The organism is Salmonella sp. SAL4457 (assembly GCF_046548235.1).
Lineage (GTDB): Bacteria > Pseudomonadota > Gammaproteobacteria > Enterobacterales > Enterobacteriaceae > Salmonella > Salmonella enterica.
Genome location: NZ_JBGDZO010000003.1, coordinates 145353 through 164526 on the forward strand (window position 1 = coordinate 145353; position 19174 = coordinate 164526).

Genomic DNA, 19174 nt, shown 5'->3' on the forward strand with positions numbered 1-19174 from the left:
TAACTGACCTTGCAGGTGTGCTTACTTCTTTTTATGCGATTTTGGTACGAATCAGATAATCAAAGGCGCTCAACGAGGCTTTCGCCCCTTCGCCTGTGGCGATGATAATCTGTTTGTAAGGAACGGTGGTGCAATCGCCTGCAGCGAAGACGCCCTTAACGCTGGTTTCACATTTGGCGTCAATAATGATCTCGCCCATGCGGTTACGCTCAAGCGCGCCTTCCAGCCAGTGGGTATTCGGCAACAGACCAATCTGCACAAAAATCCCTGCCAGCGCGACGCTATGAATATCGCCGCTGACACGGTCACGATACTCCAGCCCCACCACTTTCGAACCGTCGCCCTTCACTTCTGTCGTTTGCGCATTCAAAATGATATCGACATTTTTCAGGCTACGCACTTTGTCCTGTAGCACCTGATCCGCCTTCATCTCCGGCGCGAACTCCAGCAACGTAACGTGTTCTACAATACCTGCCAGATCGATAGCCGCTTCAACGCCAGAGTTGCCGCCGCCGATGACCGCCACACGCTTCCCTTTAAATAACGGACCGTCGCAGTGCGGACAATAGGTGACGCCTTTGGTGCGATACTGATCCTCGCCCGGCACATTCATATTGCGCCATTTCGCGCCGGTGGCGATGATGATACTGCGCGCTTTCAATACTGCGCCGGACGCCGTTTCAATCTGATGCAGGCCGCCTTCTGTCGCGGCCGGAACCAGTTTACTTGCGCTCTGGCTGTCGATAACGTCAACGTCGTAATCGCTGACATGCGCTTTCAGCGCGCCCGCCAGTTTTTGGCCTTCGGTTTTCGGCACCGAGATATAGTTTTCGATATCCACGGTATCCAGCACCTGACCGCCGAAGCGCTCGCCCATCAGACCGGTACGGATGCCTTTGCGCGCCGAGTAGACCGCCGCCGCCGCGCCCGCCGGGCCGGAGCCGACAATCAGCACGTCATACGCATCGCGTTTGTTCAGCGCTTCCGCCGCACGTTTTTCTGCGCCAGTATCCACTTTAGCGACAATCTCGGTCAGAGTCATACGTCCCTGGCCGAACTCTTTACCGTTGACAAACACCGCCGGAACGCCCATCACGTTACGTTCGGTGATTTCGTTCTGGAAGGTGCCGCCATCAATTGCCGTATGTTTAATACGCGGGTTCAGCACCGCCATCAGGTTCAGCGCCTGCACTACGTCCGGGCAGTTATGGCAGGAGAGTGAATAATAAGTTTCGAATTCAAAATCGCCGTCAATATCGCGAATCTGCTCCAGCAGCGACTGCGCTTCTTTTGACGGATGACCGCCGGTCCACAGCAGCGCCAAAACCAGCGAGGTAAATTCGTGGCCCAGCGGAGAACCGGCAAAGCGCGGCCCTTGCTGAGAACCTGGATTCGTAATCAGGAAAGACGGCTTGCGCACCGGCAGAGTATTGTCTTCTTTAAACGTGACTTTGTCGGACAGCTCAGCGATTTCAGCCAGCAGTTCCTTGATTTCCGCCGATTTAGCGCTGTCATCCAGCGTGGCAATCAGCTCAACAGGTTTGGTCAGTTTCTCAAGGTAAGCCCTGAGCTGGGTTTTCATATTTGTGTCGAGCATTCTTCTTCCCTCTCTGAAAACATCATCATGCAAGCCGACTTCGCGGGACTGCATTAATGCAACTTGCGTCATGGTGCTGAAATGAAATGGGCGCGGGTGCGCCCATGACTGAAACAATTTCCAAAGTATTTCACGTCAGAGTAAGGCGGCTAGCCTGAGAATCCCCGGGAGCTTACTGAAGTAAGTGACCGGGGTGAGCAGGCGACGCCAACGCAGCTATGGCGTGAAAGACGACGGAAATTTAAATTTTACCGACCAGGTCTAAGGATGGAGCCAGAGTCGCTTCACCTTCTTTCCATTTCGCCGGGCATACTTCGCCTGGGTGAGCGGCAACGTACTGTGCTGCTTTAATTTTACGCAGCAGGTCAGACGCGTCACGGCCGATACCTTCAGCGGTAACTTCGATCGCCTGGATGATACCCTGCGGGTCAACAACAAAGGTCGCACGGTCTGCCAGACCTTCATCTTCACGCATGTTGTCGAAGTTACGGGTCAGGGCGCCAGTCGGGTCGCCGATCATCGCATATTTGATTTTTGCGATAGTTTCAGAGCTGCTGTGCCATGCTTTGTGCGTGAAGTGAGTATCGGTTGAGACGGAATAAACGTCTACGCCCAGCTTCTGCAGTTCTTCGTAATGGTCGGCAACGTCACCCAGTTCAGTCGGGCAAACAAAGGTAAAATCGGCCGGGTAGAAGAAGAAGACGCTCCAGCGGCCTTCGGTATCTTTCTCGGTGACTTCAATGAATTCACCGTTTTTGAACGCCTGGTTTTTGAAAGGTTTGATTTTGGTGTTAATTAAGGACATCTATACTTCCTCCGTGTTTTCGTTGAGGAGTAAGTTAACGAAATTTTGCTGATTCGGCTAATGCGTTTCCATTATCAAATCAATAAGCGTTAACTAACAACCCGATTCGGGCGACATTGTGAACACTGCGCCCTGTCAGCCATCTAAAGTAAAAAGGCCGCCTGACAGGCGGCCCCATTACCTGAACTACCCGTAGGTAACTTCAGAGCCAGTACGACTCGTCTTGCAAATTACAGACGTATTGTCTGCAACTCGAAATCCATAGCGTATATGCTGGCTAAGTGTTGCGCTCTACATTACCTTAACAAAGGCTGTAACAGCGAAAAGGATTACATCACCCCAGCACAGAAAGGGCAATCCTGGCACGCCAGCTCTTACCTATGTCTGTGATAGGCATCATCATTAATACTCTTTTCGCTTTGATATTAAAAGGAAAAATATGATTAAACGTACATTGCTGCTTGCTATGCTGCCCATTCTCGCCCACGCGGAAGAACTGCCTGCGCCGGTTAAAGCCATTGAAAAACAGGGTATAACTATCCTGAAATCCTTCGAGGCGCCGGGGGGCATGAAGGGCTATCTCGGAAAGTATCAGGATATGGGCGTCACGATTTACCTGACGCCGGACGGTAAACACGCGATTTCCGGCTATATGTATAATGAAAAAGGCGAAAATCTTAGCAACGCCCTGATAGAAAAAGAGATCTATGCACCGGCCGGACGTGAAATGTGGCAGAAAATGGAAAAAGCGTCATGGATACTCGACGGTAAAAAAGACGCGCCGGTGGTGCTGTATGTCTTCGCCGACCCTTTCTGCCCATATTGTAAGCAGTTTTGGCAACAAGCTCGTCCGTGGGTCGAATCCGGCAAGGTACAATTACGCACATTACTGGTCGGCGTGATTAAACCGGAAAGCCCGGCCACAGCCGCAGCGATTTTAGCCGCGAAAGACCCGGCGAAAACCTGGCATGACTATGAAGCCTCCGCAGGAAAGATGAAGCTGGAGGTTCCGGCGTCCATCCCCCCGGCGCAGATGAAAGTCATTAATCAGAATCAGCAGCTAATGGACGATCTTGGCGCTAACGCGACGCCAGCAATTTATTACATGAATAAAGATAAGATTTTGCAACAGGTTGTGGGTTTACCGGAAAAAGCGCAACTGGACGCCATGATGGGGCAGCCTTAACGCAGAAATTAGCAAAGCTGGAGCTTAACCGTACCACGCCCGATAGCGCTACGTTTGTCGGGCCAACCTCTGACTGGCATTAACGCAACGCCAGACCAGCATGTCATCCGACACAGCCTTTTTAGACTAACGGCGTGGTTATAAAAGTGTACGTTATGTCCGCCTTTACTGTAATTATTTACTCGCTAAAATATTCATAACTGTGGTATTTTAGTTTAAATAAACTCTACATTAAGTTTAATAAACATAACTCTGGTAAATTATTGAGATTAAGTCATAATCATGAAAGATACCATGATAATGCCGGGAAGATACTATGGCTAACCTTTACGACCTTAAAAAATTTGATCTTAACCTGTTGGTTATATTTGAATGTATCTATCAACATTTAAGCATTAGCAAAGCAGCAGAAACACTCTATATTACACCTTCTGCCGTAAGCCAGTCATTGCAACGCCTGCGCACGCAATTCAACGACCCTCTATTTATTCGTTCAGGCAAAGGAATTACGCCTACCGTAACAGGCATTAATTTACATTATCATTTAGAAAATAATCTTAACAGCCTGGAACAAACTATTAATATAATGAATCAGTCCAGCCTGAAGAAAAAATTTATTATCTACAGCCCACAGCTGTTGATCACCCAATATGTGATGAAATTAGTTAAATATATCCGCAAAGATCCACAGGTTGAAATTGAACATCACGACATTTTGACCACTGACGAACTGCCTGAAGATCTGCTTGCCTACCGCAAAGCAGATATTGTGGTTTCAATGGCCCCACTGAATAATCGTTCTATTGTTTGTACTCACTTTAATAGGCTAGAATGCATCCTGGTTTGCAGTGAAAACCATCCCCGACTAGGCGACACCGCCACTATCGACGAAATTCTACAAGAGTCATTTACGCAACTCGTCTCCCGGGCAACCGGTATGAAAGAATATCATTCACTTATGGATGATGTGCTGGGGGAAAGAATAATTGGTTTCAGAAGCAAATCGCTGATGACCATCGCCAACTCTATCAGCTCCACGGAGCTTATTGGTTTTTTACCACAAACATTTTTTGACTATTACTCTTCCTCTATCAAACTTAAAAAAGTCACCATACCTTTTACCATTGCTCCCATACAATTCTATCTTATGTATAATAGGGCTTCGCTGAATAATAGCGGATTTGCTGAGCTCATTGAGCACATCACAAAAAAACATTAATAAGAAGGTCAGATAACGGATATTAATATAAATTTAATGTATATGTTTATGGAATATATTTATTTTACAAATATAATAAAGCATTGCAAGTTCATCTAATCTGCTTATCCTTTATGTTAATTATTTCGAATATACTGTAGTTAACACATCGGAGACTATCCAGAGATGTCGGTTTATAAAGTTCCGCTCGAGCAAAATGTTCTGGAAGCGGCTCAAGAGCGTATAATGTGGACCCTGGAAACCTTACCCCGGGTCTGCGTCTCATTTTCTGGTGGTAAAGATTCAGGACTTATGTTGCACCTGACGGCAACGTTGGCGCGCAAAATGAATAAAAAGATCCATGTTCTCTTCATTGACTGGGAAGCGCAATTCTCCTGTACCATCACCTATATTGAATCGTTACGTGAATACTACGCGGACGTTATTGAGCGTTTTTATTGGGTCGCATTACCCTTAACCACACAAAATTCCCTTTCACAATACCAGCCGGAGTGGCAGTGTTGGCAGCCGGGTACCGACTGGGTACGACAACCGCCAGAAGATGCGATTACCGATCCGGCCTTTTTTTCCTTTTATCAACACGGCATGACCTTTGAACAGTTCGTTCGCGATTTTGCCGACTGGTTTTCAGAAAAACGTCCTGCCGCTATGCTGGTCGGTATTCGTTCCGACGAATCCTATAACCGATTTGCCGCTATCGCTAACTCGCATAAGCTGCGCTTTGCCGACGATAAGCCCTGGACCACGTTAGCCCCTAAGGGGCACACCTGGTATATCTATCCCATCTATGACTGGAAAACCGCAGATATCTGGACCTGGTTCGCCAAAACAGGTAAACCATGTAACCCTTTGTATAATTTGATGTATCAGGCTGGAGTACCGCCCCGTTACATGCGTATTTGCGAACCGTTCGGCCCGGAACAACGACAGGGGTTATGGCTGTATCATGTTATCGAACCTGAGCGCTGGGCGGCCATGTGCGCCAGAGTCAGCGGCGCACTCAGCGGAGGAATATACGCCGGACAAGACAGCCATTTTTACGGCCACCGGAAAATTTTAAAACCCGATCACCTTAACTGGGAAGAGTACGCGCTGCTCCTGCTACACAGTATGCCTGAAGTCACTGCCGAACATTACCGTAATAAAATCGCCGTTTATTTGCAGTGGTATAAGAAAAAAGGCATGCACACCATTCCACAAACGCAGCATGGCGATATCGGATCGCGCGATATTCCGTCGTGGCGACGGATCTGCAAAGTATTACTGAACAATGATTACTGGTGCCGGGCGCTGTCATTCAGTCCGACAAAACCTAAGAATTACCAGCGTTATAACGAACGTATGAAAGCTAAACGCCAGGAATGGGGGATCTTATGCAACACCGACTCACAACCGAAATAACTCACTTTCTCTCTGAACTGCCTGAAGAGGAGAGGATCGCCGCCATTAATGAATTTAGAATGGCGATACATAGCGTTAGTCCTTTTCGCGATGAGCCTGTCGATTGTGTCCTGTGGGTGAAAAACGATCATATTTCACCTAATGACTACAACCCGAATAACGTTGCGCCGCCGGAGAAAAAACTGCTGCTTAAATCGATTGAACAAGATGGGTTTACTCAGCCGATCGTGGTGGTAAAGGCCAATACGGAGGAGTACGAGATTGTGGACGGTTTTCACCGTCATGAGCTGGGCAAAGGAAAAGCGGCCCTGAAAAGGCGTCTGAAAGGCTACCTGCCGATAACGTGTCTGGACAGAGAACGTCACGAACGCATGGCGGCAACCATTCGGCATAACCGCGCGCGCGGGCGCCACCAGATCCACGCCATGTCAGAAATCGTGCGCGAACTTTCTCTGCTAGGCTGGGACGAGAGCAAAATCGGCCAGGAGTTAGGTATGGACGCCGATGAAGTCCTGCGCCTGAAACAGATCAACGGCCTGCAGGAGCTTTTTGCAGACCGTCGATTCTCCAGAGCGTGGACGGTTAAATAACTACAGTTTACACAGGCGCTCTGCGGCGGCCAGCAGCGTTGATTCCTGTTTAGCGAAACATAAACGTATAAGCTGATGCGGGAAAGGGGCGGCGCAAAAGACAGAGAGCGGAATAGCGGCGACACCGACTTCTTCGGTTAGCCACTGACAAAACTCAACGTCATTTAGCGTCGACACTGCGCTGTAATCGATTAACAGAAAATAGGTACCTTCACAGGGCAGCACTTTTAATCGGCTTTGCGCCAGCGCGTTAACCAGCACATCGCGTTTTTTCCGGTAAAAATCGGGTAACGCGCGATAGTGTTCCGGCGCGGCGCGCAGCATATCCGCCAGCGCCAGTTGCGCCGGCGTATTGACGCAAAACGTCAGGTACTGATGAACTTTGCGTATTTCGGCGCTAATGGCCGCAGGCGCAACGCAGTAACCAATCTTCCATCCTGTCATATGAAAGGTTTTACCAAACGATGAAACGGCAACCGCCCGCTCTCGTAACTGAGGGTGCGCCAATACGCTGGCATGACCTTCGGCGGCAAAACAAATATGTTCGTACACTTCATCGCTTAACACATAAATTTCCCGCTCGCCGATAGCCTGCCACAGCGCCTCGATATCCGCCTGACGCCAGACGGTAGCGGTGGGATTATGCGGCGTATTGAGGATCACCAGTCGCGTGCGCTCGCTAAGCAACGCCGAAAACGCCTGCCAGTCGACGCGAAAATGCGGCGGCGTAAGCGCTATGCGTTTTAACACGCCGCCGGAGAGCGCCACGGCTGGGGCATAGCTGTCGTAACTGGGATCGAAACAGATAACCTCATCCCCTGCCCGCACCAGCGCGGTAATCGCCGCATACAGCGCTTCTGTCGCGCCCGCTGTGACGGTGATATCACTGACGTCATCGGGTCGATAACCATATATTTCCGCCGTTTTATCGGCAATGGCCTCCCGCAGCGCCTGCGCCCCCGTCATCGGCGCATATTGATTCGCGCCCTGCGCGACATGATAAGCCAACCGCTCGTGCAAATAACGAGGACCATCAAAATCAGGGAAGCCTTGCGATAAATTTATTGCCTGATGTTTCTGCGCCAGCGCGCTCATTTGCGTAAAAATCGTGGTACCAAGATTTGGCAATTTGCTTTTTGGAATCAGTGGGTTATTTCTCATTATCTTCATACCCGCCAGTGATGTGGTTGTTGACACACTATCACAGGGTGTTAGTATTTGGCAATCAAGACGTTTAGATGTCTAAATATAATAACAACGGTGAGAAGACCCTAAGGACAACACAACATGAACCACACTGAGATCCGCGTCGTTACCGGCCCGGCGAATTATTTTTCCCATGCAGGAAGCCTCGAAAGACTGACCGACTTTTTCACGCCGGAACAGCTTTCCCACGCCGTTTGGGTGTACGGCGAACGCGCGATTGCCGCCGCCCGGCCTTACCTGCCGGAAGCGTTTGAACGTGCTGGCGCAAAGCATCTGCCGTTTACCGGCCATTGTAGCGAACGCCATGTTGCCCAACTGGCGCACGCCTGCAACGACGATCGTCAGGTGGTGATAGGCGTCGGCGGCGGCGCGCTGCTCGATACCGCCAAAGCGCTCGCCCGCCGTCTGGCGCTGCCGTTTGTCGCTATCCCGACAATCGCGGCAACCTGCGCCGCCTGGACACCGCTTTCCGTCTGGTATAACGACGCGGGACAGGCGTTACAGTTCGAAATTTTTGATGATGCCAATTTTCTGGTGCTGGTCGAACCGCGCATTATTCTGCAGGCGCCCGATGACTATCTGTTAGCTGGCATTGGCGATACGCTGGCGAAATGGTATGAAGCCGTTGTGCTTGCGCCGCAGCCTGAAACGTTGCCATTGACCGTAAGACTGGGCATTAACAGCGCGTGCGCTATTCGCGATCTCCTGCTGACCAGCAGCGAACAAGCATTAGCGGATAAACAGCAGCGTCGGCTGACCCAGGCATTTTGCGACGTGGTGGATGCGATTATCGCTGGCGGCGGTATGGTCGGCGGCCTCGGGGAACGCTATACCCGTGTCGCCGCCGCCCATGCGGTACACAACGGTCTGACCGTTCTGCCGCAAACGGAAAAATTCCTGCACGGAACGAAAGTGGCTTATGGCATTCTGGTGCAAAGCGCGCTACTGGGACAAGATGACGTGCTGGCGCAATTGATTACAGCGTACCGGCGATTTCATCTGCCGACCCGGCTTAGCGAACTGGACGTGGATATTCATAACACCGCCGAGATCGATAGGGTAATCGCGCATACCCTGCGCCCGGTCGAATCCATCCACTATTTACCGGTGACGTTAACGCCAGACACCCTGCGTGCGGCGTTTGAAAAAGTTGAATTTTTCAGAATATAGCCTGGTGACGTTGCGTTTATCAGGCCTGGCAACACTCAGCAGCAACGCGCGCCGCCTTTTCCACCATAGCGCGCATCCTGCCGCTCGCGGAAAAATTCTTCATAGGTCATCGGCGTCTGATCCGGATGCGTTATGCGCATATGCTCAACATAGTTGTCGTAGTCTGGCACGCCAATCATCATTTTTGCGGCCTGTCCCAGATATTTTCCGGCTTTCGAAAGCGTATCGAACATCGTTGTCACCTGTCATTCAAATGCCCTCTCCTTATTCTGGAGAGGGCTATTGATGTAAAAAGATTAGTGCGCGCCTTTCGCCTGCGTCACGATCTCATCCACATTTTCCGGCATCGGCTCATACGGCGTTTCATTCGCCGTCGGTTTATCAATCTTCAGAGCGGCCAGCGCCGTCTTAATAGAGAAGACCGCCAGCACCACGACCACCACCATAAAGAAGATGGTTAGCCCGGCATCCAGACGGTTATTGAATACCAACTGCGCGAGTTGCGATTCGGTGTATTGCGGCGGAATATTGCCGCTGTCGATCATCGCCTGGAACTTATTGGCAATGGCCAGGAAGCCGATTTTCGCATCCGGACTAAACGCTTTCTGCCAGCCCGCCGTCAGCGTACAAATCAGCAGCCAGGCCGTTGGCACCAGCGCGACCCACGCATAACGCTGACGCTTCATTTTGAACAGTACCACGGCGCAAAGCATCAGCGCCATGCCCGCCAGCATCTGGTTAGCGATGCCAAACAGCGGCCACAAGGTGTTAATACCGCCCAACGGATCGACCACGCCCTGATGGAGGAAATACCCCCACGCCAGCACGCACAATGCCGTAGCAAGCAGGTTCGCTGGCAACGAATCGGTACGTTTCAGCCCTGGCGACACTACGCCCAACAAATCCTGCAACATAAAGCGCGCCGCACGGGTACCCGCATCCACCGCCGTCAGAATAAACAGCGCTTCAAACAGAATGGCGAAGTGATACCAGAACGCCACATCCATCATGCCGCCCAACGCGCCATGTAAAATGTAGGCCATCCCTACCGCCAGCGTTGGCGCACCGCCTGCGCGGGAGATAATGGATTGTTCGCCGACTTCATTGGCAATCTGGTGTAACGTATCCGGCGTGATAGCGAAACCCCAACTACTGACCACCTGCGCGGCAGAAGCCACGACATCCGCTGTCCCCGCTGGCGCCAGTACCGCCATCGGGCTATTCATCGCAAAGTAAACGCCCGGATCGATAATACAGGCGGAGACCAGCGCCATAATGGCGACGAAAGATTCCATTAACATCCCGCCGTAGCCGATAAAGCAGGCCTGGCCTTCGTTGGCCAACATCTTCGGCGTCGTGCCGGAGGAAATGAGCGCATGGAAACCGGAGACCGCGCCGCAGGCAATGGTAATAAACAGGAACGGGAACAGGTCGCCCGTCCAGACCGGTCCGGTACCATCAACAAATTTGGTCAGCGCCGGCATAGTCAGCGTCGGACGCATGATCAGAATCCCGACCGCCAGACCGACAATCGTACCAATTTTCAGGAAGGTAGATAGGTAATCACGCGGCGCGAGCAGCAGCCAGACCGGCAGTACCGCCGCGACAAAACCATACCCCACCAGCATCCAGGTAAGCTGCACGCCAGTAAAATCAAAGTACGGCGCCCAGGTTGGGCTTGCCGCCACCCATCCGCCGGAAATAATAGCGAAAATAAGAAATACCAGCCCAATGACCGACACCTCGCCGATGCGCCCCGGACGCAGATAACGCAGGTAGATGCCCATAAAAATCGCCAGTGGAATAGTGAACGCGACAGTGTACGTTCCCCACGGGCTATGGGTCAGCGCTTTCACCACGATCATCGCCAGGACGGCCAGAATGATCACCATGATCATAAAGCAGGCTACCAGCGCGATCACCCCTGCCGTCGCGCCCATCTCCTCTTTAACCAACTCGCCAAGCGAACGCCCATCGCGCCGGGTCGAGACGAACAGCACCATAAAGTCCTGCACCGCTCCCGCCAGCACGACGCCCGCCAGCAGCCAGATCATCCCCGGCAGATAGCCCATCTGCGCCGCCAGTACCGGCCCGACCAGCGGACCTGCGCCAGCAATGGCCGCAAAATGGTGACCAAAAAGCACTTTCTTATCGGTCGGGACATAATCCAGACCATCATTATGACGTACCGCGGGCGTCATACGCGTTGGGTCAACCGCCAGCACTTTTTTGGCGATATAGAGCCCATAAAAACGATACGCAATAAGATAGACACAGACCGACGCCACCACGATCCATAGCGCGTTGATCTGTTCCCCACGATTTAACGCAATATAGCCCAGGGCAAACGCACCCAATACTGAGAGCGCTGTCCAGACGAGGTATTTCCCTGATTTATTCATAGTTGTTGTCCGTTTGGGTGTTCCAGAGAGATGTTACATTTTGTTTCTATAACACCTTTACCGTAATTAACAACACAACAACATGATAAAACCGGATTGTTACCCATTTTTTACATTACAGTGTTAACCAGATCACTTCCTTTCTTCGTTAATGCTGCAATTGCATTTTACTTTGCCAGAACTATCCCATTACCGCCGTTCCCAGGCGACAGGTGCAGCAGCGCCTCCCCTGCTCGTCAAAGAGCGTAATTTCCCAGCTTTGATTCTGCCGCCCCAGATGCAGCGGCAGGCAAACGCCGCGTACTTTCCCCTGCGAGACGGCGCGGTGGTGGGTGGCGTTTAACTCGGTCCCGACCACGCACTGCCCGTCGCGGGTCATCAGATAACCCGCCATTGATCCTAACGTCTCCGCCAGCGCTGCCGATGCGCCGCCGTGTAGCAGACCAAACGGTTGATGAGTGCGGGCATCGACGGGCATTTCCGCCTCCAGCACGTCATCGCCCAGACGGGTGTAAACAATGCCCAGATGCGCCACCAGAGTGTTCTGACTGGTAGCGTTCAATTCATCCAGCGTTAAATGCCGTTTCCAGATCATCGTCAGGCTCCCAATGTTGAACCGCCGTCCACCACGATATCCTGCAAGGTAATGTGGCTGGCCAGATCGGAGGCAAGAAACAAAATGGTATTGGCTATCTCCTGCGGACGGGCGATTTTACCGAGCGGTATGCCGAGCTTAAACTGTTCGCCGAAACCGCGAATACGCTGCTGTTCGGCATCTTCACTCACCCATAACGTGCGCTGCATATCGGTGTCAGTCGAACCAGGCGACACCACATTACAGCGCACCCCGCAGCCCGCCAGCTCCAGCCCTACGGTTAGCGCCAGGCTTTTCAGCGCCGCTTTAGAGGCGCCGTAGGCGCTCATACCGATGCGCGGCGTATGCGCCGCATCTGAGGCTACGGTGACAATCGCCCCTCCCTGCTGACGGCGAAACTGCGCCATCGTCTGCGAAAACAGGTTAAATGCCCCGCCCACATTGACCGCAAACGTCTGCTGCCAGTCGTCGACGCTAAGCGCGTCGGTCACTCCTATACGCAAAATACCGGCGGCGTTGACCAGCACATCCAGCCGCGTCGTTTTTTGCAACACACGCTGGCACACCTGCGCAACCTGTGCGGCATCCGCCACATCCATGACTTCGGTAGCAAAGGGATAATTCTCTTGCGTAAATTCGCGATCGAAGCCGATCACCCGCGCCCCGGCGTCGACAAACGCCAGCGCCGTCGCGTAACCGATCCCTTTCCCCGCCCCGGTCACCCATACCGTTTTGTCTGAAAAATCAAAGCCGGTCATTACTCTACCCCGCGAGAAAGCAGCGCCCACCAGGCGTCAATGGTCGGGTTTTTCGCCAGCATCACGAAGTCGATATCGCCGTGTACTTTACGCCAGCGCGCTGCCAGCCCCATCATGCGTACTGAATCCAGGCCATAATCAATCAGGTTTTCATCGTCCAGCGGCTCGTCGGTCTCATCCAGCAACGGCAGAATCAACGCCCGCAGCGCCGCTTTACTGGCAGGAACCGGCGTCGGCAGCAGCGACTCGGTCATGACGACGCGACCGGAACGCCCCGCCACATAGTTCAGCGCCATCAGATGCTCTTCCCGGCTGAAATCCGCCAGCGCATCCGCCACCATAAACGGCTTAATGTCGCGCATAAACGCATCGGTAGCGGTGGTCATACAGCCAATATGCGCATACACGCCGGTAATGATGAGCTGATTGCGTCCGGTATCTTTTAACATCTGTTCCAGCGGCGAGCGGTGAAACGCGCTATAGCGCCACTTCACCAGCACCGTATCCGCCTCATCCGGCGTTAAGGCTTCTACCACCTTCTGCTGTTCCGGAGAGCGCGTCAGTCCCGGCCCCCACATATCATTGAGTAACGCGCGATCTTCATCGCTTTGCTCTTTCGGCTGAGCGGTGTAATAGACCGGGATATGATGTTCCTTACAGTACTGGCGCAGGGCGGCGATATTAGCAATCACCTGGTCCATCATTGGGCAGTTGCGGCCCCAAAAGCTGACAAAGTAATCCTGCATATCGTGGATGAGCAGCGCAGCGCGCTCCGGCTCAAATGCCCAGTTCACTTTGTTGGTCGGGATATCCAGTGCGGTGGGCAGCGCGTAAGACTGTAGTTTCGGGATTGCCATCTCTCTTTCTCCTTCAGAGCGGTGAACGTGACGCCAACCGCTGGCGTAATTGTTTTTTATCGACTTTACCAACCGGCGTCAGCGGCAGTGACGCAACGCACTCTACGCGATCCGGTAATTTAAATTCCGCCACGCCCTGCTCTCGCAGGAAACGGCGTACCTGTACCGCTCGCAGCGGCTCTTTTACCACCAGATATGCGCAACTTTTTTCTCCCAGCAGTTCATCTTCCATGCTGACCAGCGCCACATGGATCACCGCTGGGTGGCGCAGTAACAGGTTTTCTATCTCTTCGGCGGCTATCTTCTCGCCGCCCCGATTGATCTGATCTTTTTCACGCCCGTGAACGGTGATGTAACCGTCTTGATCAATGGAGATCAGATCGCCGGAACAGTAAAAACCGTTGGCGTCAAAGGCGCTGGCATTGTGTTGCGAACTGTTGAAATAGCCGCGAAAAGTATAGGGGCCGCGCGTCATCAGACGACCAATCTCGCCCGGCGGCAGTGGATTCCCGTCAGCATCCGCCACCCACACTTCGTCGTCCGGACACATGGGTCTTCCCTGGGTATTGATAATCCGTTCCGGACTATCGTCCAGCCGGGTATAGTTCACTAACCCTTCCGCCATGCCGAAGACCTGCTGCAACTGACAGCCAATTTCAGCCGGAATACGGGCGGCCAGCGTCGCAGAAAGCCGCGCGCCGCCAACCTGCAATAACCTTAATGACGCCAGCGGCGCATTACCGCCCCACTCCTGGATAGCCTGTAGCCATAGACTGACCGCGGGAGGCACCAGCGCCGTGGCATTAATCTGGTGTTTTTCGATCAGCTGGAAACAGAGCGTGGCGCTGGGATCGGTCGCCAGCACTACCGTTCCTTTGGCAAGAAAGACGCCCAGCGCGCCCGGCGAACTCATGGCATAGTTATGCGCGGCGGGAATCGCGCACAGAAAACGCGTCTCCTCGTTGAAACCGCAAATCTCATTGCTGCGGCGCACGCTGTAGTAATAGTCGTTATGGGTACGGGGAATAAGCTTTGGCGTGCCGGTAGTACCGCCGGAAAGCTGAAAGTAGGCCACTTCGTCAGCAGGTGATGGCGTGGCAGTGAAATCTTCCGCCGCCTGCCGCATCGCCGCGTCCAGGCTGTGATCGCCGTCGTCGTTGCGCAATAACACCACCCGCACAGAGCGGTGTTCAGCCACAAACGTGTTGAGAAAGTCCTCCCCGGCGAACAGCGTATGTTGGCGATCGGCAATCACCAGCGTCGGCGCGATCTGCATCGCATAGGCGTTAAGTTCGGTACGTTGATGGCTAAACAGCGCCAGAACGGGCGCTACGCCAAGCTTCAACAGGGCGAAAAAGGTGATATACAGTTCCGGTACATTCCCCAGTTGTACCAGAGCGGTTTCGCCAGGTTTGATGCCCTGACGGCGTAAACTGCAGGCCAGATTATCTGCGGCCTGGTTGAGCTGGCGATAGCTGAATGCGCGCTCGCCTTCAATGACCGCCGTCTTGTCGCTGTCAGCGTGGCGGGTCAGAATATCGGTCAACGGCACGTCTTGCCAGTAGCCTTTTTCACGATAACGGCGGGCAAATTCATCCGGCCAACGGGTGAAAGGTATACGCATCATCGTTCCTTAATGCAGTCCAAAAACGTTCAACATCGTAGAGAGCTTGACGCCGGTTTCCCGCCACTCGCCGACTGGCGAAGAGGCAGGGACAATCCCGGCGCCAGCGAACAGGCGCACCTGATTACCGTGCAATTTCGCACAACGAATCGTCACTACCCACTCGCCGTTTCCTTCGGCATCGCACCAGCCGACAATGCCGCCAAACAGTTCACGATCGAACGGTTCCAGTTCAGCAATCAGCTTTTTCGCGACCTGATGAGGGAAACCGCTTAACGCAGGCGTTGGATGCAGCAGACAGGCCAGCGTCAGCGCGTTTTCTCCGGCGTTGGCCTTGCCCTCAAACGGCGTACCGAGATGCCATAGCGTCGGCGTGGTGATCAACTGCGGAGAGGAAGGTAATTGCAGTTCCGTGCTGCGATCGCGCAGGATCTGCTTCATCGCCTGCGTCACCAGCTCATGTTCATGGCGATCTTTTTGTGAAGCCAGCAGTCGGTTTCCCGCTTCGCGATCCAGAACGTCATCCGGCTGTCGACGTGCCGAGCCTGCTAACGGCAGCGAACTAAACCGCTCGCCCTCTTTGCGTAGCAGCAATTCGGGGCTGGCGCCCAGCAGAACGCCGCCATCCGCCAGTGGCACATGGAAGTTGTAACTAACTGGATTCTGCGCAACCAGCCGCTCCAGCAATGCTCCGCTATCCACCGCCACATCAGTGGTGATATCTATTAGCCGGGAAAGCACCACTTTATCGACGTCTGGCGTGGCGGTCAGCATAGCCGCGCGTGCGACCATCGCTTCAAAAGCATCCTGCTCCGGAATCGCCTTTCGCGCCGTCACCGTCAGCGGCTGATGGTCAGTAAAATAACGCGCCGTGCGCTGCTTTTGCTGGCGGGAAAAGGACTGCCACGCCATCGGGATAAATAGCGACGACGGCTGACGAGTATCAAAGGGGATCGCCCCCACCAGGATAGGGTTGGCGATGCCCTGCGATTTGGCCTCGGCAAACTGCTGGCGCAATTTCTGCTGGAAAGGGCTATCCGGCGAATCGCCGGCAACCGCAGGCTCGGTATAACGGGCGAAGCACCCGGAAGTGGTAAAACTGCGATACGGCGACATGAAGAAAAAGCGATCGGGAGCAAGCGTTGCCATTGTCTCCTGAGCGTCCTCGGCCAGTGACATATCCATATCATCCTCCAATGATAAAGGCTTATATACACTTCATCTTTCAAGCTGCCTCTTTGTTGGCTGCGATCAGAAACCCCGGTCACACAGTTATCTATGCTCGCGGGGATTTCTTCCCTTGCCGTTGCGATGCTTCTTGAATGATTTTGTGTATAATAATGATTATTATTTCTATTTTTAGTGCGCTAACCTAAGAGTAAAACGTCGCTCTGTCAACTCTGGTCATGAGTTAAATGGCACTAAGGCTTGCATCTCGCTGCCGCTGACATGAAAATGAGAAGCATTAACTTTATTAATAACAGGACGCTATTGTGAGACTCCCCGCCTTTTATCGTTGGCTGCTTTTAGTGGTTGGTTTATCAATTTCAGGAATATCCTTAGCCCAGGACGCCGGTTGGCCCCGGCAAATTCAGGACAGCCGCGGCGTTCATACTCTGGACCACAAACCCGCGCGTATCGTCTCTACCAGCGTGACGTTGACAGGCTCGCTGCTGGCGATTGATGCGCCCGTCGTCGCCAGCGGAGCCACTACGCCGAATAACCGCTTTGCCGACGATCAAGGGTTTATGCGCCAGTGGAGCGACGTAGCAAAGGCTCGCCATGTCGCCCGGCTGTACATCGGCGAACCGAATGCCGAAACGGTCGCCGCGCAAATGCCGGATCTCATTTTGATTAGCGCCACCGGCGGCGACTCCGCGCTGGCGCTTTACGATCAGCTCTCCGCTATCGCGCCGACGCTCGTCATCAATTATGACGATAAAAGCTGGCAGAGTTTGCTCACGCAGCTTGGCGAGATCACCGGTCAGGAGAAACAGGCCGCCGCGCGAATAGCGGAATTTGAGGCGCAACTGACGACGGTTAAACAGCGAATCGCCCTGCCGCCGCAGCCGGTTAGCGCGCTGGTGTATACCCCTGCCGCGCATAGCGCCAATCTGTGGACGCCAGAATCAGCACAAGGCAAGCTATTGACGCAGTTAGGCTTTACGCTGGCGACATTGCCCCGAGGGCTGCAAACCAGCAAAAGCCAGGGTAAGCGCCACGATATCATTCAGCTTGGCGGTGAAAATCTGGCCGCCGGGTTAAACGGCGAATCTCTTTTCCTGTTTGCCGGCGACAACAAAGATGTCGCGGCCCTTTACGCCAATCCGCTGCTGGCGCACCTGCCAGCGGTGCAAAATAAGCGCGTCTATGCCCTGGGTACGGAGACGTTCCGTCTGGATTATTACAGCGCAACATTGTTGCTTAACCGGCTTGCCGCCCTGTTTTAGCCTTATCGGAGTCTTATCCGACTGACCAGACCGATTTGGTCAGTCGGATAAACGCCCCTTCATCAGCCAGCATCGCTAACCGGCGGCGTCTGGCGAAAACGGCGTAGCTCGCCCAGCACTAACAGCAGCAACAAACCGATAATCACCAGCCCGAATCCACTCACGCTCGCGGAAGCGACCGGCGTCATCATTGCGCCAAGACCGCCTAACAGCGCCGCGCCGATAGCGTCTCCCGTGACGTTTTGCGCGGTCCACAGGCCGTTCATTCGCCCCAGCATATTTTCCGGCGTCTGGGTTTGCAGCAGAGTGTATTGTAATAACGAACTGATGGCGCTAAGCCAGCCAAATAGCGCCAGACAGATAACACCTGCGATCCAGACCGGCATGATGGCGAACAGCCCCACCGCCAGAAAAGAACCGACTGTCGAAACCAGCATAATGAGCCCCGGACGAACGCTATGCGCCAGTTGTCCGCTGGTCAGCGCGCCAATGGCCGCCCCCAGCGGAATTGCCGCATACAGCAAACCGATTTGCGCCGCCGACATCTGCCAGCTCATCGCCAGCGCCGGATAGAGGACGCGTACCGCGCTTGCCATCGTCACCAGACCGCCAAGCAGCGCAATACCGCCGATAAGCGGACTGGCGAGCAAAAAACGAAATGCCGCCAGTAACGCGATAAATGGATTTTCCCGCGGCTGCGGAGGGACAGGCAGTCGCGGCAGCGTCAGTAGCGGCAATAGCGTAATAAACGTCCCGGCGGCCGCCAGCCCATAGTTCCAGGCTACGCCGCCGCTGGCAAGCAATATGCCCCCCAACATCGGGGAAATAACCGATCCCAGACGTACCGTCAGCATGGTAATCGCGCCGGCCTGCATCAGATTTTCTCTTCCGACCAGCGCTGGCGTCGCCGCCAGTAACGCGGTCACGCCCAGAGACGCGAAAAAGCCGTCCCACAGGCCAAGGAGATATATCGCCAGCAATGATGGTTCCGGCAGCAGCGAGTTCACGCACAGGCCAATAAAGCCAATACCGCAAGTACCGCGCGCCAGCAGAATCACCTTTTTGCGTTCGTAGCGATCGGCCAGTACGCCACCCACCATTAAGCCAATAAACATGGCGCCGCCGGTTAACGTTACCGACAGCCCTACCTGCCAGGTGGAGTGCGTCATCATTTGGATCTGTACCGGAACCGCCACGCCAAGCAGCCCCAGCGAGACAATAGAGATAAAACGGGCCAGAAATACTGCGCGAAATGCAGGGTGCGTCTTCAACAGGCTGAGATTGAGCAGCCAGGATTGTCGATTCATTACAACG

Annotated in this window: 17 protein-coding genes; 6 read left to right on the plus strand and 11 right to left on the minus strand. The window is 53.5% G+C overall.

Features of this window, described 5'->3' with window-relative positions:
- Positions 1 to 31 precede the first annotated feature (31 nt).
- A complete protein-coding gene (ahpF, locus tag ACLJNW_RS11840; protein ID WP_000887644.1) occupies positions 32 to 1597 on the minus strand; it encodes an alkyl hydroperoxide reductase subunit F in 1566 nt (521 codons plus the stop codon).
- Positions 1598 to 1838: 241 nt separating this feature from the next.
- Complete coding sequence (gene ahpC, locus ACLJNW_RS11845) at positions 1839 to 2402, minus strand: alkyl hydroperoxide reductase subunit C (RefSeq protein ID WP_000052802.1); 564 nt, start codon at positions 2400 to 2402, stop codon at positions 1839 to 1841.
- A gap of 439 nt (positions 2403 to 2841) precedes the next feature.
- Here ahpC and dsbG point away from each other — a divergent pair, with 439 nt between their 5' ends.
- The 4 genes from dsbG to ACLJNW_RS11865 all read left to right on the plus strand — a co-directional run bounded on the left by dsbG (position 2842) and on the right by ACLJNW_RS11865 (position 6798).
- Positions 2842 to 3588, plus strand: coding sequence for a thiol:disulfide interchange protein DsbG (gene dsbG, locus ACLJNW_RS11850; RefSeq protein ID WP_000597122.1), 747 nt, complete (start codon positions 2842 to 2844; stop codon positions 3586 to 3588).
- A 316-nt stretch (positions 3589 to 3904) separates the two neighbouring features.
- Positions 3905 to 4807: a DNA-binding transcriptional repressor CitR gene (gene citR, locus ACLJNW_RS11855; RefSeq protein ID WP_000002497.1), complete on the plus strand. Its 903-nt coding sequence runs from the start codon at positions 3905 to 3907 to the stop codon at positions 4805 to 4807.
- A gap of 165 nt (positions 4808 to 4972) precedes the next feature.
- Positions 4973 to 6208 (plus strand): phosphoadenosine phosphosulfate reductase, encoded by a 1236-nt coding sequence (locus ACLJNW_RS11860; protein ID WP_000118144.1) that lies wholly within the window; start codon positions 4973 to 4975, stop codon positions 6206 to 6208.
- Positions 6181 to 6798: an IbrB-like domain-containing protein gene (locus tag ACLJNW_RS11865; RefSeq protein ID WP_001164756.1), complete on the plus strand. Its 618-nt coding sequence runs from the start codon at positions 6181 to 6183 to the stop codon at positions 6796 to 6798. Before ACLJNW_RS11860 ends, ACLJNW_RS11865 begins: the two co-directional genes overlap by 28 nt.
- Here the strand turns inward: ACLJNW_RS11865 and ACLJNW_RS11870 are convergent, their stop codons facing one another.
- Positions 6799 to 7959, minus strand: a complete 1161-nt coding sequence (locus ACLJNW_RS11870; RefSeq protein ID WP_001245592.1) for a pyridoxal phosphate-dependent aminotransferase — start codon at positions 7957 to 7959, stop codon at positions 6799 to 6801.
- Positions 7960 to 8085: 126 nt separating this feature from the next.
- Between ACLJNW_RS11870 and ACLJNW_RS11875 the strand changes: the two genes are divergently transcribed.
- Positions 8086 to 9174: an oxidoreductase gene (locus ACLJNW_RS11875; protein ID WP_001016850.1), complete on the plus strand. Its 1089-nt coding sequence runs from the start codon at positions 8086 to 8088 to the stop codon at positions 9172 to 9174.
- A gap of 35 nt (positions 9175 to 9209) precedes the next feature.
- On the opposite strand, the gene ACLJNW_RS11880 is transcribed toward ACLJNW_RS11875, so the two are convergent.
- The 7 genes from ACLJNW_RS11880 to entC all read right to left on the minus strand — a co-directional run bounded on the left by ACLJNW_RS11880 (position 9210) and on the right by entC (position 16595).
- The gene (locus ACLJNW_RS11880) at positions 9210 to 9407 is read right to left on the minus strand and encodes a YbdD/YjiX family protein (protein WP_000460619.1); all 198 of its coding nucleotides are present in this window, start codon (positions 9405 to 9407) and stop codon (positions 9210 to 9212) included.
- 63 nt (positions 9408 to 9470) lie between these two features.
- Complete coding sequence (cstA, locus tag ACLJNW_RS11885) at positions 9471 to 11576, minus strand: pyruvate/proton symporter CstA (protein WP_001043108.1); 2106 nt, start codon at positions 11574 to 11576, stop codon at positions 9471 to 9473.
- Between the two features lie 181 nt (positions 11577 to 11757).
- Complete coding sequence (gene entH / locus ACLJNW_RS11890; protein ID WP_000637966.1) at positions 11758 to 12171, minus strand: proofreading thioesterase EntH; 414 nt, start codon at positions 12169 to 12171, stop codon at positions 11758 to 11760.
- A 2-nt stretch (positions 12172 to 12173) separates the two neighbouring features.
- Positions 12174 to 12929: a 2,3-dihydro-2,3-dihydroxybenzoate dehydrogenase EntA gene (entA, locus tag ACLJNW_RS11895; protein WP_023204482.1), complete on the minus strand. Its 756-nt coding sequence runs from the start codon at positions 12927 to 12929 to the stop codon at positions 12174 to 12176.
- Entirely contained in the window at positions 12929 to 13786 is an 858-nt protein-coding gene (locus ACLJNW_RS11900) for an isochorismatase (RefSeq protein ID WP_001007166.1), read from the minus strand. The genes entA and ACLJNW_RS11900 overlap by 1 nt, the downstream gene beginning before the upstream one ends.
- Before the next feature lie 13 nt (positions 13787 to 13799).
- Positions 13800 to 15410, minus strand: a complete 1611-nt coding sequence (gene entE / locus ACLJNW_RS11905; RefSeq protein WP_024154509.1) for a (2,3-dihydroxybenzoyl)adenylate synthase EntE — start codon at positions 15408 to 15410, stop codon at positions 13800 to 13802.
- A 9-nt stretch (positions 15411 to 15419) separates the two neighbouring features.
- Positions 15420 to 16595: an isochorismate synthase EntC gene (gene entC, locus ACLJNW_RS11910; RefSeq protein WP_000367596.1), complete on the minus strand. Its 1176-nt coding sequence runs from the start codon at positions 16593 to 16595 to the stop codon at positions 15420 to 15422.
- Positions 16596 to 16903: 308 nt separating this feature from the next.
- Between entC and fepB the strand changes: the two genes are divergently transcribed.
- On the plus strand, positions 16904 to 17860 hold the full coding sequence (gene fepB, locus ACLJNW_RS11915; protein WP_001238992.1) for a Fe2+-enterobactin ABC transporter substrate-binding protein: 957 nt from the start codon (positions 16904 to 16906) through the stop codon (positions 17858 to 17860).
- Between the two features lie 62 nt (positions 17861 to 17922).
- On the opposite strand, the gene entS is transcribed toward fepB, so the two are convergent.
- Entirely contained in the window at positions 17923 to 19167 is a 1245-nt protein-coding gene (entS, locus tag ACLJNW_RS11920; RefSeq protein WP_001081670.1) for an enterobactin transporter EntS, read from the minus strand.
- Positions 19168 to 19174 lie beyond the last annotated feature (7 nt).